Source organism: Mesorhizobium sp. M0802 (assembly GCF_040320115.1).
GTDB lineage: Bacteria > Pseudomonadota > Alphaproteobacteria > Rhizobiales > Rhizobiaceae > Mesorhizobium.
In genome coordinates this window covers 66,502-82,272 of the sequence record NZ_JAMYOY010000023.1, presented here as the reverse complement: position 1 = coordinate 82,272, position 15,771 = coordinate 66,502, and the positions used below count along the sequence as shown (strand labels likewise).

The window sequence follows — 15,771 nt, the reverse complement described above, 5'->3', positions numbered from 1 at the left end:
ATGGCGTCTGAACCACTTTTCAGCAGCAGCATCAATCGGTTAAAGGAGAAAAATGACTTGGCTTAGCCCGCACGCTCGATGCGGATAACCTGCGGCTTGTCTGTGAGGTGGCCGTCCTTGGTGATGCCGTCGACAGCCTTGCGCACGGCTGCTTCCGTGGTCTCGTGGGTGACCAGGATCACCGTCTTTTGCGCGTCCGTCTCGCCGCTGACGGCATGCTGGACGATCGATTCCAGCGAAATATCATTGTCGGCCATGCGCTTGGCGATCGCGGCAAAGACACCGATGCGGTCGTGCACGGTCAGCCGGATGAAATAGCCGCCGGCATGGCTGCGCATCTGCGCCTTCTTGTAGGGGCGCAGTTCCTTGGCCGGCAGGCCGAACACCGGACCGTGCTGGAAGCCCGGCCGGCTCTTTGCGATGTCGGCGATATCGCCGACCACGGCGGACGCGGTGGCGTTGCCGCCGGCGCCCGGGCCGGAGAGCAGCAGTTCGCCCAAAATGTCGGTTTCGATGGCCACCGCATTGGTGACGCCATGCACCTGTGCGATCACCGACGCGGTCGGCACCATGGTCGGGTGCACGCGCTGCTCGATGCCGCTGTCGGTGCGCTGCGCGACACCGAGCAGTTTTATCCGGTAGCCGAGATCGGCGGCAGCGCGGATATCGGCCTGGCTGATATTGGAAATGCCTTCCATGTAGATGTCGTTGGCGGCGATCTTGGTGCCGAAGGCCAGGCTGGTCAGGATCGACAATTTATGCGCCGTGTCATGGCCCTCGATATCGAAAGTCGGATCGGCCTCTGCATAACCCAGCCGTTGCGCGTCCTTCAGGCACTCGTCGAAGGAGATGCCCTCGGCCTCCATGCGGGTCAGGATGTAGTTGCAGGTGCCGTTGAGGATGCCGAAGACGCGGGTGACCGAATTGCCGGCCATCGCCTCGCGCATCGTCTTGATGACCGGGATGCCGCCGGCAACCGCCGCCTCGTAGTTGAGCAGCACGCCCTTCTTCTCGGCGATTTCGGCAAGCGCCACGCCGTGCTTGGCCAACAGCGCCTTGTTGGCGGTGACGACATGACGTCCGGCTTCAAGTGCTGCCTTGACCGACGCGCGCGCTGCCCCTTCGTCGCCGCCGATCAGTTCGACGAAGAGGTCGATATCGGCGGTCTGCGCCATCTTGATCGGATCGTCGAACCATTTGGCGGCGCTGAGGTCGACGCCGCGGTCGCGCTTGGCATTGCGAGCCGAAACAGCGGTGACGATGACATCGCGTCCGCACTGGCGCGTCAGTTCCGCTGCCTTGTCGCGCAGCACGCGCGCCACCGAGGCGCCAACCGTACCCAGACCCGCAATTCCAACACGCAACGCTTCAGCCATGCCCGGCGACGCCCCTCAAAAAATCTGCTCGAATAAGATGTGCGGCGACTTTAGCGATGCGCGGCGAGCGGCACCACATTGTTCGGCTGCTTGGCGCTGGACGCCAGGAAGCGCTTGATGTTGCGCGCCGCCTGCCGGATCCGGTGCTCGTTCTCGACCAGCGCGATGCGGACATGATCGTCGCCATGCTCGCCAAAGCCGATGCCCGGCGCCACCGCCACGTCGGCGTGCTCGATCAGGAGCTTGGAAAACTCAAGCGAGCCGAGATGCTTGAACGGCTCCGGGATCGGCGCCCAGGCGAACATCGAGGCAGCCGGTGCCGGAATGGTCCAGCCGGCGCGGCTGAAGGCGTCGACCATGACGTCGCGGCGCTTCAAATAGACCTCGCGCACTTCGGCGATGTCGGCGCCGTCGCCATTCAGCGCATGCGCCGCCGCCACCTGGATCGGCGTGAAGGCGCCGTAGTCGAGATAGGACTTCACCCGCGTCAACGCCGAGATCAGCCGCTCATTGCCGACCGCAAAGCCCATGCGCCAGCCGGGCATGGAGAAGGTCTTCGACATCGAGGTGAACTCGACGCAGACATCGATGGCGCCCGGCACTTGCAGCACCGAAGGCGGCGGATTGCCGTCGAAATAGATCTCCGAATAGGCAAGGTCCGACAGGATGATGATGTCGTTCTTCTTGGCGAAGGCGACCACGTCCTTGTAGAAATCGAGCGAGGCGACCAGCGCCGTCGGGTTCGACGGATAGTTGAGGATCAATGCCAGCGGCTTCGGGATCGAATGACGGACACCGCGCTCGAGCGCCGGGATGAAGCCGTCATCCGGCTCGACCTGCAGCGAACGGATAACGCCGCCCGACATGATGAAGCCGAAAGCATGGATCGGATAGGTCGGGTTGGGGCACAGGATCACGTCGCCCGGCGCGGTGATCGCCTGCGCCATATTGGCGAAGCCTTCCTTCGAACCGAGCGTCGCCACCACCTGCGTGTCGGGATTGAGCTTCACGCCGAAACGGCGCTGATAATAGGCGGCCTGGGCGCGGCGCAGACCTGGGATGCCGCGCGAGGAGGAATAGCGATGCGTGCGCGGATCGCGCACCACTTCGCACAATTTGTCGACGATCGCCTTCGGAGTCGGCAGGTCGGGATTGCCCATGCCAAGGTCGATAATGTCAGCGCCGCGCGAACGGGCGCTGGCCTTCAGCCGGTTGACCTGCTCGAACACGTAGGGCGGAAGCCGGCGGACCTTGTGAAATTCTTCCATGTCAGTTCCAGACGATTTAAGATTGGCTTCAGCACAGTTGGCTTGGCTAGGCGCCCTTGGCAAAGACCGCTTTCGGCGCGCGATATAGCCTTATTTGCAGGTAGGGTCGAGGGCGGGATCGCATTTGGCTTCGATCTGCTTCAGCGTGTCCTTGCCATGGTTCTTCGCCAGCGAATTCAGCGCCGCCGGGCTGGTGGACGGGGCACCGCCGCCGCCCTTGGCCACTTGCCCCTGCTGTTCGCCCTTCAACTGAGCAAGCTTGGCCTGCGTCTCCTCAGGGGTGAGTTGCTTTGCCGCCACCTGCGGTGGGATGTTGAGATTGGGATAAGAGCCGGTGTCCTGCGCGCCCTGGGTCAGGCCGACATTCATCCCGTTGCCGGTGTTGGCGCTCGTGCAGCCACTTGCCGCCAGCAGCCCTGGCGCCAGACAGGCGATTGCAACCGCGATGCGGCAAAAGCGGCCTGCCCCCGAAAAAATGGTCTCGCCGGTGTTAATCGTCATATTGTTTTCCTGGCAGCCGGGGTACAGCGCATTGGACCCGGTCAGATGTCCCATGATAATATGTCAAGAAAACGCCTCGGGAGGAACCCCGCGAGCCATGTCCAAAACACCTGATTCGAGCAAAGCGGAAGATGATCAATCTTCGACCGTCGAGCAATATCTGGTGAAAGACCCGGAACGCTTCGCGTTGAACATGGCGCGTATGGTCGAACAGGCCGGCAAAGCCGCCTCCGCCTGGGCCGAGCCGCGCGAAAAGGGCGAGGTGCGCGATCATGTCGCCGAACCCGTGGTCGACATGGTAAAAACCTTTTCCAAGCTCAGCGAATATTGGCTGGCCGACCCGCAACGCGCGCTGGAAGCGCAGACGCGACTGTTCGCCGGCTACATGACGGTCTGGGGCAACGCCATCCAGAAGGTTAGCCCGAATGCCGAGGCGCCCGACGATGCGGTCAAGCCCGAGCGCGGCGACAAGCGTTTTCAAGACCCCGAATGGGGTCGCAACGCTTTCTTCGATTTCCTCAAACAGGCCTATCTCGTCACCTCGCGCTGGGCGGCCGACCTGGTCGAGCACGCCGAAGGCCTCGACGATCACACCCGCCATAAGGCCAGCTTCTACGTCAAGCAGGTGTCCAATGCCATCTCGCCGTCGAACTTCATCCTGACCAATCCGGAGCTGTTTCGAGAAACCGTTGCCTCGAATGGCGAAAACCTGGTGCGCGGCATGAAGATGCTGGCCGAAGACATCGCCGCCGGCAAGGGCGACCTGAAGCTGAGACAAGCTGACTATTCGCCCTTCGAGATCGGCAAGAACGTCGCGACATCTCCCGGCAAGGTGGTCGGGCGCAGCGATGTCGCCGAAATCATCCAGTACGATCCGACGACGGAGACGGTGCTCAAGCGCCCGCTGCTGATCTGCCCGCCCTGGATCAACAAGTTCTACATCCTCGATCTCAACCCGCAAAAGTCCTTCATCCGCTGGGCGATCGAGCAAGGCCATACCGTGTTCGTCATCTCCTGGATCAATCCCGACGAGCGGCACGGCGCCAAGGGCTGGGAAGCTTACATACGGGAAGGCCTGCAATACGGCCTCGACACGATCGAGAAGGCGACCGGCGAGAAAGAGGTCAACGCCATCGGCTATTGCGTCGGCGGCACGCTGCTGGCGGCCGCACTCGCACTGCTGGCACAGGAAGGCGAGAACCGCATCAAATCGGCGACCTTCTTCACCACGCAGGTCGACTTCACCCATGCCGGCGACCTGAAAGTCTTCGTCGACGAGGACCAGGTGGCAGCGGTCGAGAAATCGATGAACGAAAAGGGCTACCTCGACGGCACCAAGATGGCGACCGCCTTCAACATGCTGCGCTCGGGCGACCTGATCTGGCCTTATGTCATCAACAATTACATGCGCGGCAAGGATCCCCTTCCCTTCGACCTGCTCTACTGGAACGCCGATTCCACCCGCATGGCGGCCGCCAACCACTCCTTCTACCTGCGCAACTGTTATCTCGAGAACAATCTGACGCGTGGCGTGATGGAACTCGCCGGCCGCACTTTGTCGCTGGCCGACGTCACCATCCCGGTTTACAACCTGGCGTCGAAGGAAGATCACATCGCGCCGGCCCTTTCCGTGTTTCACGGCTCGCAATATTTCGGCGGTGAGGTCGAGTTTGTGATGGCTGGTTCCGGCCACATTGCCGGTGTCGTCAACCCGCCGGCAGCCAAGAAATACCAGTACTGGACCGGCGGCAAACCGACAGGCGATTTTGACCAGTGGCTCGCCTCCGCGGTGGAGCATCCCGGCTCCTGGTGGACGCATTGGCAGCACTGGATCGAGACCCAGGACGACACCCTCGTTCCGGCCCGCAAACCGGGCAAGCACATGAAAACCCTGGGTGATGCCCCCGGCACCTATGTGAAGGTGCGTGTGTAACGGCGGGCACCTTTTGCAGGTGCCTGTGTGTAACGGAATGTAATGTCTGGTGAGTTGACGAGCCGGCAAAACGGGGCGAAATGGTGTCGTCAACCTTCAAGAAGCCTCAATTGGCCTCCAACGAGCAAATAATTCAGAGGCTTGCAGAATTGACACAAGTCTCGTTTCCGGTTTGGGAACACAAGGTTATTGGATGTGAACGTTTCGACGCCGCACCAATAGCAGGCCGACCGGACACCGAGGGGGAATTTAGTTTTGAAATCAGCAGGATCGCGTCTCGCGGGGAGAGAAGGTCGCACTATAGCGGCAGCGCTTTTCTCCGTGCTTCTGGCGTCCTGCACCTCCGCTGGCGACCCCACAATGTCCGTCGGCATGCCTGGCTACAACGCGACCGCTTCTGACATCTCCGCGGCTTCCGGCGCCAGCCCTGCGGCGCCGGGCGATTCGACCGTGCAGGTCACATCCACCGGGCCGCAGATGATGATGACGGCAGCGGGCGATGCGACACTGCCCGAGCAGGTCGCCTATGTGCCGGTGGCCAAGCCCGGCACCGGCTTCCCGGTCAATGTTCCCGCCGGCTCCGAAACCATTGTCGGCCAGACGCCGCAGTCGCTGCAGCAGTCAGCACAGACCGCGGCGGCAACGGACGCCGTGGCGCAGAAGATCGCCGCCGCCGATGCCGGCGTGACCGCACCGAAAGCGACGGCAGCGGCACCCGCGACCAACGAGGTCTACGTGACCGCCGCGCCCCAGCAGATCGACACGCCGAAGAAGGGCTTCCTGGCCTCACTGTTCAGCACCACGCCAACCTCGGCGGCACCTGCTCCGCTGGTCAACTCGCGCTCGGGCGAACAGCCTGCGGTTGCTTCCCAGAAGGCCGCCCCGGCAAAGCCGATCATCACGCTGGCGTCAGCCAATTCCGCCGACAAGCCCTTGCAGCTTGCCTCGCTTGGCAACGAGAGCAACCACATCACCGGCAGCGATGCCTTGCCCGGCGTGCGCCAGACGGCGCTGTTCGAGATCAAGCGCAAATCCGGCCTCGACGACGAAAGCGACGTCGACCTGAACGAGGACGAGGGTTCGGGCGGCGCCTATCAGGTGGCCTCCGCCGCCGGCCTCGCCCGGCTGGCGCCCAATGGCCTGTTGAAGCAAAACGAGAGCGTCGACGTCGCCTGCCTGAAGCCGTCGCTGGTGCGGGTGCTGAAGACCATCGAAGGCCATTACGGCCGCAAGATGATGGTCACATCAGGCTACCGCGACCCGGCCCGCAACCGCCGCGCCAACGGCGCCAAGAATTCGCTGCACATGTATTGCGCCGCCGCCGACATCCAGGTTCCCGGCGTCTCCAAATGGGAACTGGCGAGCTACATCCGAACCATGCCCGGCCGCGGCGGCGTCGGCACCTACTGCCATACCGAATCCGTTCACGTCGACGTCGGCCCCGAGCGCGACTGGAACTGGCGCTGCCGCCGGCGGGGGTAGCATCCCCATTCGGCAAACGGGCCGAGGGGCTGTTAGCAGCCCGCCGTTTTTTCCGATTAGCTATCAGCGACGTTCGAGATTAGCCGAGGCACCCGCGACTTCGTCATCCTATGGCGAAGCAAGGAGCGCAGCGACGCAGCGCAGACCAAGGATGACGACTGCGCGGCGCGTTCATCCAAAGATGTGCAACGACGCGAGGCCAGAAACCTGCGCTGGCTCACCAAACTGGCTTTTCTTGCCCCTCTTGAAAAAAGTTTCCGCATCTTGCGGCTGATGGGTTGCCGGTTGGCAACAACGCAATTATAAGCCGCTTCGTCTGAGCGCGCCCATCGTCTAGCGGTTAGGACACCGCCCTTTCACGGCGGTAACAGGGGTTCGATTCCCCTTGGGCGTACCAGATCTTTCAAGCACTTAGCTGAAAACACTTCGGCAGTGTCCAATTTTTGGCCAATATCTCTCCGAATCCTCCGGTTCGTAACAGGCAACAAAGCCCGATGGCGACAGATCAAAAGACCGAATACGCCCACCAACTGACCAGCGTACATCAGCCCATCTACAACCTTGCGATGATGCTGATGAACTCTATCCCGGCTGTAGGACCGGCGATCGCATGGGGCGCAGCCGGTGTCTTTCCAGACCCAGGACTGGCCGCGCGCGATCAGTTCATAATCGGGTTGGCGGAAAAGATAGATGCGTTTCTTGAACGAGAGCAGATAGAGACAGCTTTGCGGCAGGAGCCCGCCCCAGCCCTTCTGTCGTATGCGATGAGCATAGCCTCTCGCTCTTTTGGACAGGAAAAACTCGAAGCCCTTCGGAACGCAACGGTGAATGGGGTCTTCCATTCGCCGCAGAACGTCAATTTGACAGCGTTGGTTTTTGGAATCCTGGACAGATTGACGGATGGCCACATTTCAATGTTGAAGGAAATCGGCTCACAGGCAAACGCCGCTAACAACTACGTCCCGTGGGACCGTGTTAAAATGCTTGGTGTTGTTGTCAGGTCGTCGCCCGACGGAATGAAGTCACCGACGAATGTGCTGCCGATCGACGGAAAAGAGAGTTTCGTAGACGGGCGTGACATCGAGACGAACGAAATATTGTTGGCTGACATGGCCAGCCTGGGGCTCATCGAGGAGCGCATCGCGGCTGTTCCTTCCGTTCAAGAATGGTCAACTGACGCATCCAGAAATTTGCCCGGATATGCAGTTGTGACACCAAAGGGTCGATTGGTCTTAGAACACATTTCGGATGAGACAACGTGGTCAGCGCCAAAAAGCCCGCCACCGTGAGGCAGCGGGTTCTCTTTCGGAAATGATGAGCCGCCTTTTACCGCCGGCCTTCATGGGGCGGGGTTTCGGATGTCTCTGCCCGGACATTCGACGTCATTGAAGCGAGGCACTCCTCCAGACGTTCCAGCCGCGCCTTCTTGCAGCGCAGTGTGTTTGCGACGTCGTGAAGCCTAGATTGACCCTTGGAATTTGCGGCGGCGATCAAGTCAATTTCGAGCCGACCGATAGCGCTCCGCAACTCGCAAGCCTCGGCCTCCCTTATACCCTTGATCCATCCAGCCCCGCGCATCGCAAACCCCATCCACCGACACTAGGTGGCACGATAGCAGCGAGTTTGATAACAACCATGCCATGGACCTTCTCGAATTTTATGCATTGCTAATATAAAAGCCCGCCACCCTCGTGAGGCAGCGGGCTCGAACAGCGGAAAAGTTTGCCGCCGTTTACAGCGAAGCAAGCACTTCCTGCGATTTCAGATCGTCGGGCCACATGATCGTCTCGCCGTAATCTTCCGGGCAATAACCCTCAGCGTCCGCGCCGTCCTCGTCGTCGGCGTTGTCTAGCTCAAGATCGCATGTGTCGCCGGCCGGCAGGTTGGGAGCGGTTCCGGACAGGAATGACTGCCCGCCGTTATGCGCCCAGCCCAGAGACGGCTCGTCGTCTGCCGTTTCCTCCAGATCGCAATCCGCCTGCATGAGATCCAGTGCCGTTATCAGGCTCATGGCACGGTCTAGGAGGTCGTTGAGGCGCTTCTCGACCGACTGGCGCCATATGCGCGGGTCCGTTCCCTTGGGCATGCCGTAGGGCTTCAGCATCCTGATATGGGCGGTCATGACACGCGCTCCTGATCGAGGAAGGCCAGCGCCGATATCAAGATGGCTTCTGCCACCCGATCAATCAGCGAATGCTCTTTCAAGGCATATCGGATCGCTTCAGCCACGCCCCGATTGCTCGTTGCCGGCGGCGTTGCGTGCCACAGCTTGTCATCCAGCGGCCCATAGGTTGCCGCGACGAGGGCATCCTCGTTTTCCCTCGTGATCGCGCCGTTCGGAATTGCCATGAACTCTGCCATCTTGGCATAATATTCGGCGATGGTGTCGGCGAGCGGGTCGGAAGCCGGCTGATCCAATCGCGCCCTCCAGTCGGGGTTCCACTCGTCCATTGCCTCGGACAGGGTCGCAGCGATGCGCCTGACGCGTTCATCTATGCTTTCGACCGGAAGCACCGAAAGTGCTCCCATGCCCGCCGCTGTTGCCCCTGTGCCCAGCAGCAAGCGCCGCCGGTCGATGGTTGTTGCCTGTGATGTCATGTGAAGTGTCCCCAGGTAAGGGCTTACTAAGGCCCGCACCGCGCATCGGGCGCGGCAGCCGGGGGTTAGTAACTTGCCTGGAAGACAAGCCGGATCGCTTTTAAGGTTTCCCTCTGGACATGGCGTCCGCCCCCGGCCATAAAAGCCGAGTTGGGACGCCCGCCAAGGCGCACCACATACGCACAGAAGCCGTGCAGGCTTCCTACGCTATTCGGTGAAGCCGCCCCGCCAAGGGTTGCGCCGCCGTATCCAGGTCCGGGTTACTAAGCCCACGGACAAGATGCGCTTATTCGTATAACAGTTCAAGCACGCCCTTACGGGGCGAAGCTATGGGGGGATCGAATGCTCTTGTTTTCTGCCGGCTTTGTGCTGGGAATAATCGCGTGCGTCGGCGGCATTCAAGCGTTCGCTTGGTGGGTAGACCGCACAGCAGACCGTGCAGTGGATTAAAATCGGCATCTTGGTGAGTGGGCTCGCACCTACCGGCGAGGCCGATGCGAGCCCGGCCGAGTCTTGCGGGACCTCGACCGGCAGCGAACACCCACTCGCTGCCGTTCTATCAACAAGCCCCCAAATTTCAGGTTCCGCTGATGTACAAAAAAGCCCACCACCGTTCAGGTAGCGTGCGACGATGGGGGATTCACATCGAATCCGGTTCGATCTAGAATCAGGCCATGGAAACGATCTTTGACGATCTCTCCCAAGCCCTCACAGAGCCCCGCCAGGACGCGTGGCGCCCTGTACGGGCCTTCGCCCTCGATATGGCCGGCAAGCTTGTCCTAGGCCTTGCTATCGGCCTAGGCGTCGGCCTTGGAATGGCGATCGCCGGCTGATCCCTTACGGCACCATCACCGAAAGCCCCGGCAGATTAGCGTCATCCTGCGGCGGCAACAGGTAGAACTTGCGGATGAAGCAGGCATCGTAGCTCTCGTCTGGAAAGGGAAACCCACCGAATGCCGCAACCACCATCGGGTTGAGCGTGGTGTTTGGCGTGGTGTTGGTGTCGACCGCGCTGCCATCGGTCGAAATGCTGACTTTCGCATTGGTGCGTGTGAACGCCGCCTTGTGAACGCCGCTGCGATACTCACCGACATTTTCGATCTGTCGGACCACGAACCCGGAATCGTACCCCTGCATGGAGTTGTAGACGTCGAAACCGATCGTATGATTGACGTCGACATCGCCCAGGAACAGCAGTTCGGCAAGGGTGTCTATGGCCACCTTCTCGAACTCAATGACGACAGTCCAATCGGCAGTGATCAAATCGGCCAGCAAGTCACCTACGATCGAGACCGACCCGTTTACGTCGTTGTCGAGGATTTCCAGCCCGCTTGCGCCGACGCGCTCCGGCTTGTCGATGATGTCGGCCAGCATGACAGTTTCCCCAAGACGGGTGTAGGTCTCAGCCAAGAAGTCGAGAACCACCAGAGCATCGACGGCGGGGTCGATAGGATCGGGAGGATCATCCGTATCTGGATCTGGGTCACCGCCCCAGTCGGGACCGTCGAAGGTAAGTTCCTCTGGAGTGTAGCCAGCCAGAGACATGATCTTGGTGAGCATCCACCTGACGCTTACCGCGCCGGGAATGGTGTTCGGCTGCCTGTGGACGGTCCACACATATTCGCCAAGGGCGCTCATCCAGAGCGCTCGGCCCTGGTCGGCGATCAGGTACGAAAATCGGGTGCCATCTGTAAACGGCGGCACCACTTCATCGGCGAAGGTGGAAATCGTCTTCGACTGGATGTCGAGGGAAAGGATTTGATAAACAGGATCGTCGCTATCACCGTCAGACCAGAGCATCAGCACATAGCCTGGCTGACTGATCAGGCGGTTGTGTAAGCGGGGGAGCAAGAAAGAAACATTGTTCCCCATAATCGAGGTGTCGAAGGTGTCGATCACCGACCCGTCTTCAGGGTCCATGTAGAGCCATCGATTGATCGAGCCATCCAGAGCGGAGCCGACCACGAGATACCCGGTTGCCGGATCGAACCAAAGCACGCTCGCCGACAAGCCGGACAGTCCCGTGAGCGAGTGCAGCAGCGTTGAGGTCCACGCATCACCGTCGAAGCGCAGCTCGTAGATGTCTGCATCGCCCGTAAAGCTGGACGTGGCGGCAAAGAAGGATGTGAAGCCGGTTGTCACCCGGCCGTTGACGATCAGGTAGCCGCCGGGGAAACCTTCAGGGTCGACATCGAATAAACCGGTGGCGGGGTCGAAGACGCCCGTGACACCCATGCCCGCATCGAAATTATGGCCCACGAACACCCAAAGTTGGCCGAACTGCTGCACCGTCAGCCATTCCATGTTCACGGTGTCGAGATACGAGGCGACGAGGTGTCCAGTCGCGGAATCGTAGATCGCTGACAGCCGAGGCGTAGCCGGCGCTCCGCTGAGTTGGACCATGAGCAGGCCGGTGGCCGCCATGGCGATCGGGATACTCAACTGGTAATCAATGACGTCTCGGCCGACCGCGTAGGGTTCGGACCCTTCGAGCGGCACGCGATAGCGCTCCTCCAATGTATCGACCTCAAGCACGGCCAAATAGATGTGGCTGAGGCCTGGAATGTCGGTCGGCTCAAGGATCTGATAGATCACGCCCTCGGCCGGGTCATAAGCCGACCCATTTGGAAAAGCATCGAGCACTCCGCTTGGCGCCGGCCCGTTCCAGTCGATATCTCCGCCTGTGCCCGTCTCCGTTGCCGCGTTGGAAATCACGGCTCTGACCTTCGGCTGGCTGGTTGCCGGAAATCCATCCAGGAAGATCAAAGCGAAGTTTTTCCACGCTCCGGCGTTGGCACCAATGACAGCCTTGGTGATCGGGTCGGCTTCGGTCTGTGTTCCGCCATAGAAGCGGAAGTTTTGCGAAGCGCCAATGCCGTGTTCGGCGTCGTAAACGACCTCATCGTTGACTTCGAGGCGGATCAGCTTGTAGCCGTCGCCGAAGGGATCATAGGCGAGCAAATAGCCAAGCGCGGCGACTTGCGACGTGGCGTATGTCGGGATCAGCGCATCCGCCCCGGCGAAGCCGTTGTGAGTAAACGTGGTGCCCGGAGGATAACCGCCTTCCGGTCCCCATCCGATATGCTCGGTCGTGTAGCCGGTTGGCGTCTGAACCGTCTTGGCGCCGCCGATGACCGGGATACCATCCACCGCCCCTGTCCCAATGACAATCGGGATAGGCCGGCCAAGAACCTTGGAGACCGTGAACGGACTGTCAGCAGAGACAGGCTCCACGGGCTTGACGGTGTCGGCGGTTGGACCGACATGGTAGGTCGGCGCGACCCATCCAATGCTTTCGGCGCGCGCCATCAGGCGGCCACTCGGAGCAAGCGCTGATCGCCATCCGGTGTCCGTACAGCAAAAGCCCGATGCATAGCCACGATGTCGGTTCGCTGGATTGTCGCCGTTGCCATGGGGTTGAGCATCATCACGGTGATACTGGCGTCGTCCTGGGTGAGCAGGATTTTCATGACGCAGGCTTCGCCGCGCGCCACGCGGTGGCCGATGCAGTCGCCTTCCGTGCCGTCCGAAAAGCGGCCGGGCACAAGCCACAACGCGACGATATCTCCCAGCCTGGGTGCTTCTATACCTGACACCGACCACATGGACCCTGCTAACACCGGCCCCAAGCAATCGCCGACGCTCTGCACGTTGTAGGTCTGCGGGAAAGACCGCTCAGCGACCATTGATAGACCTCGCCATGTCGCGACCGATCGCAGCGAACTGCGCCCTTAGCGCGGCCTGGCTTTCCCTGCTGACGTTGCCGCCCTGCGCATCGATGCGAACGTTGAACGTCTGCACGATCGGACGCTGATCGGCGCCGGCAGTGGTCGTGTTGGAATTTCCTGGCCGCACGTCAGCGAATTGATCGGGACGGGCAATGATGACCTTCTCGCCGGGGCTCTTGAAGAACTCGACATGTTCAGTGTCGCTGCTGTCGATGCCGCCCGTAGCGAAGCCGTAGACTTGGCGACGGGCGATCTGCTCTGGTGTAGCGGCCAACCGGTCCAGCCCGTAGCCAATCGGCTGGACGCCACCGATAGCGGCATAGTTGGACCGCCATGTTGCGAGGGCCTTCATATAGGCGGCGTGGAGCGGGTCTGCATCGGCGGCAGATGAAGCACCTGACGAGCCACCGCCGGACGACAAACCGCTGCCAAACCCGGAGCTTGCGCTCCTAACCTTGATGTCATCGAGAAGCTGAGAGGTCTTGCGGGTGTTCGCCTCGATGTTCATCTGGACGGTCCACATGCGGTCGGTCTCGCGCGTGGCTACCTGTCCTGTGAAGGCGGATTGCGGGTTGGCAAGAGCCACTGATTGAGCGTTCGGGATGACGGTTCCGGCCGACTGCGGCATGACAAGTTCGGGACCACGCTCGCCAACCCAATAGGGCATGTGGGCCGAGATCGGACCGCCCGCCGCGCGCTGCGGATACATCGCTGCAACTTGCGCCAGCACCCTTGGATCTTGATAGGTCGTTGGCTGCGTGTATCCCCACGAGTTGGTTGAGGTGTTGAAGATCGGGGTCGAGGACAACTGCGAGCCGGTCGATGAAAACCGGGTGACACCAACTGTGGACGTACCGCCTCCACCGAAGCCACCTTGGCTTCCGTACCCTGTGCGAGGCACTGTGGTTGACGTCATCGATGGGCCAGACTGTGAGCCTGGTGCGGCGCCGTAGCGCGTGACACCAACCGTGCTGCCTCCTCCGACATCGTACAGCGATTGTGTGCCCGAGCCGACCTGACGAGTGACAACGGTGATAGTGACCGTCTTGTTCGGCAGGTTCGTTATGCTGTCGTGAAGAGTGTTGACGGTCGAATTGAGCTGCCTGACCTTGATCTCCCCGCTGACAATGCTGTCGAAGAACGCATTGATGGCAACCGGGTCTCCACCCTGCGCGAGAAGGGTCTGTCGCAGCATGTCGAGACTGTTCTGGAAGTCGCGCAAGGTGCCGGCATTGCCGGTACCGTAAGCCGCAAACAGCCGGTGGATGGCATTGACGTTGCGCTCGACGGCTTCTGTGGCTGCATTGGTGTCACCAGCGAAGCCCTTGCCGAACACGTCAGCAATCTTGGCTTGCGATGCCGCAGCGAGGGTCTTCTGAAGCTCGGCTGCTTCGCTCTGCGCTTTGTGCAATTCGTTGGTGGTGCCCTGAATCTGCGCCATCTGCGCCAATTTGGCATCCGCGAACGCGCGGCTAACATTGACCACTTGCTGGCTCATGCCACCGAACTGAACGGTCACGCCGTTGGCTGCGCTGCCAATGCCGCCGATCGCCGAGCTGAAGCCATTGGCGCCGGATGTCGCATTGCCGAAGCTTATGTTTTTGAGCGCGTCGAGACCTTCAAGTGCGTGATTGGTGGCGATCTGATCGACAACATCGCTGGCGAATGTGCGCAGCGGCGATGACTTCATGATCCGCTCGATCTCCGCGTTGCGGTCCGCAACCTCCTTTTTCAAGTTGTCGAGATACTTGTTGTTGAGCGGCTTGATGGCTTGGTCGCCGGCGTTGAGCAGCGGAATGTCAACGCCTGGGATGTTGTTCAGGGCCTTTGAGATTTCGTCAACCGCGTCGCTTGCTTTCTTCACCAGCATATTCAGAGCGGCAATGCCGTTGTTGGCGGCGCCCACGAAGAAAGCCCCAAGCTGGTCGGGGAAACTCCTCCATCCGGCAACGATGTCGACGTATGCAGCATGGAAGGAGTTGATAACCAGTTCGGCGATGTCGACGGCAGCCGAGCCGAGCTTCTCGAAGGCATAACTGGCGCCGTCCGCAATCATATTGAAGACGGTCCCGAGCGAACTGCTTTGGATGTACCCGCCAATGGTCTGGAAGATGGCCTTGAACGTCTCCCCGAACCCAACCGTCCGATGTTCGGCCTCACTGGCTGCATCGCGGATAGAGTTGAAGCCAAGCACCAGACCGCCCGTAGCAATGCCTGCCAGCGCACCCGCTGCCCCGGCAGCCAATCTACTGAAGCTGGCCAGGATGCTCCCCACCATGCTCCCCATTTCGCCAACGGCAGCCCTGAGCCCACCCTTGCCCATGAATATCTGACCGATCTGCGCGAACTGGAAGCCGAGGTTTTGCAGGAAGTAGAGCGGCGATTGAAACGCCATCGGGATCGATTGCGCGATGTCGATCATCTGGAATTGAAGGTTACGCAGTTCGAACGATGCAAGCTTGCCGCCCGCGCTCAATTGCGCGTTTGATGCGGCAAATGACTGGTTTACGCTAACCGCACGCTGCAAACTGGCGGAAGCGGTGCTGACTTCCGACGCGATCTTGCCCACGGACGAAGCCGCCGCAACTGTGCTGGCATTGACACCCGAAATCGCTGCGCTCGCATGCGTAGCATCCCCGGCCAATTTGTTGAAGGCTGCAGCCGATGTGCCGGCGGCACCCGTCATCTTGGTCAGCAATGCATTGGTCTGCTCGACGCCCGCCGCGATCTTGGCCAAGCCTTGGGACACACCGGCGCCACTCAACTGCGCGCTGATCTGCGCATCGAACGTGGACGCCTGTTGTTTTGCGCGCGCAAGCGCCGCCTCAAAGGCTGTCGTGTTGGCCGTAATTTGGATTGTGACGGAACCGGCTTGGTCGGACATG

At 60.8% G+C, this 15,771-nt stretch carries 12 protein-coding genes and 1 tRNA gene; 5 read left to right on the top strand and 8 right to left on the bottom strand.

Going from position 1 to position 15,771, the window contains the following annotated elements:
* Positions 1–62 precede the first annotated feature (62 nt).
* From NKI10_RS26530 to NKI10_RS26520, 3 genes are all read right to left on the bottom strand, one after another.
* Positions 63–1,376 (bottom strand): homoserine dehydrogenase, encoded by a 1,314-nt coding sequence (locus NKI10_RS26530; protein WP_023825674.1) that lies wholly within the window; start codon positions 1,374–1,376, stop codon positions 63–65.
* 50 nt (positions 1,377–1,426) lie between these two features.
* Positions 1,427–2,644, bottom strand: coding sequence for an LL-diaminopimelate aminotransferase (locus NKI10_RS26525; protein ID WP_023681615.1), 1,218 nt, complete (start codon positions 2,642–2,644; stop codon positions 1,427–1,429).
* 90 nt (positions 2,645–2,734) lie between these two features.
* Entirely contained in the window at positions 2,735–3,145 is a 411-nt protein-coding gene (locus NKI10_RS26520; protein WP_023667627.1) for a hypothetical protein, read from the bottom strand.
* A 97-nt stretch (positions 3,146–3,242) separates the two neighbouring features.
* Here NKI10_RS26520 and phaC point away from each other — a divergent pair, with 97 nt between their 5' ends.
* The 4 genes from phaC to NKI10_RS26500 all read left to right on the top strand — a co-directional run bounded on the left by phaC (position 3,243) and on the right by NKI10_RS26500 (position 7,849).
* Positions 3,243–5,078, top strand: a complete 1,836-nt coding sequence (gene phaC, locus NKI10_RS26515) for a class I poly(R)-hydroxyalkanoic acid synthase (RefSeq protein WP_352862300.1) — start codon at positions 3,243–3,245, stop codon at positions 5,076–5,078.
* 360 nt (positions 5,079–5,438) lie between these two features.
* Entirely contained in the window at positions 5,439–6,560 is a 1,122-nt protein-coding gene (locus tag NKI10_RS26510) for a D-Ala-D-Ala carboxypeptidase family metallohydrolase (protein ID WP_245275043.1), read from the top strand.
* A 322-nt stretch (positions 6,561–6,882) separates the two neighbouring features.
* A tRNA-Glu gene (locus NKI10_RS26505) sits at positions 6,883–6,957 on the top strand.
* 97 nt (positions 6,958–7,054) lie between these two features.
* Positions 7,055–7,849 carry a hypothetical protein gene (locus NKI10_RS26500; protein ID WP_352862299.1) on the top strand — a complete coding sequence of 265 codons (795 nt, stop codon included), beginning with the start codon at positions 7,055–7,057 and terminating at the stop codon, positions 7,847–7,849.
* A gap of 443 nt (positions 7,850–8,292) precedes the next feature.
* On the opposite strand, the gene NKI10_RS26495 is transcribed toward NKI10_RS26500, so the two are convergent.
* Positions 8,293–8,682, bottom strand: coding sequence for a hypothetical protein (locus tag NKI10_RS26495; protein WP_352862298.1), 390 nt, complete (start codon positions 8,680–8,682; stop codon positions 8,293–8,295).
* Positions 8,679–9,158 carry a hypothetical protein gene (locus NKI10_RS26490; RefSeq protein WP_352862297.1) on the bottom strand — a complete coding sequence of 160 codons (480 nt, stop codon included), beginning with the start codon at positions 9,156–9,158 and terminating at the stop codon, positions 8,679–8,681. The genes NKI10_RS26495 and NKI10_RS26490 overlap by 4 nt, the downstream gene beginning before the upstream one ends.
* Before the next feature lie 674 nt (positions 9,159–9,832).
* Between NKI10_RS26490 and NKI10_RS26485 the strand changes: the two genes are divergently transcribed.
* The gene (locus NKI10_RS26485) at positions 9,833–9,991 is read left to right on the top strand and encodes a hypothetical protein (RefSeq protein ID WP_352862296.1); all 159 of its coding nucleotides are present in this window, start codon (positions 9,833–9,835) and stop codon (positions 9,989–9,991) included.
* Positions 9,992–9,995: 4 nt separating this feature from the next.
* Here the strand turns inward: NKI10_RS26485 and NKI10_RS26480 are convergent, their stop codons facing one another.
* Genes NKI10_RS26480 through NKI10_RS26470 form a run of 3 tightly spaced genes read right to left on the bottom strand, consistent with a single transcriptional unit; the run spans position 9,996 to position 15,770 of the window.
* Positions 9,996–12,467 carry a hypothetical protein gene (locus NKI10_RS26480; protein WP_352862295.1) on the bottom strand — a complete coding sequence of 824 codons (2,472 nt, stop codon included), beginning with the start codon at positions 12,465–12,467 and terminating at the stop codon, positions 9,996–9,998.
* Positions 12,467–12,844, bottom strand: coding sequence for a hypothetical protein (locus NKI10_RS26475; protein WP_352862294.1), 378 nt, complete (start codon positions 12,842–12,844; stop codon positions 12,467–12,469). The genes NKI10_RS26480 and NKI10_RS26475 overlap by 1 nt, the downstream gene beginning before the upstream one ends.
* A complete protein-coding gene (locus NKI10_RS26470) occupies positions 12,834–15,770 on the bottom strand; it encodes a hypothetical protein (protein WP_352862293.1) in 2,937 nt (978 codons plus the stop codon). Before NKI10_RS26470 ends, NKI10_RS26475 begins: the two co-directional genes overlap by 11 nt.
* Position 15,771: the final 1 nt, after the last annotated feature.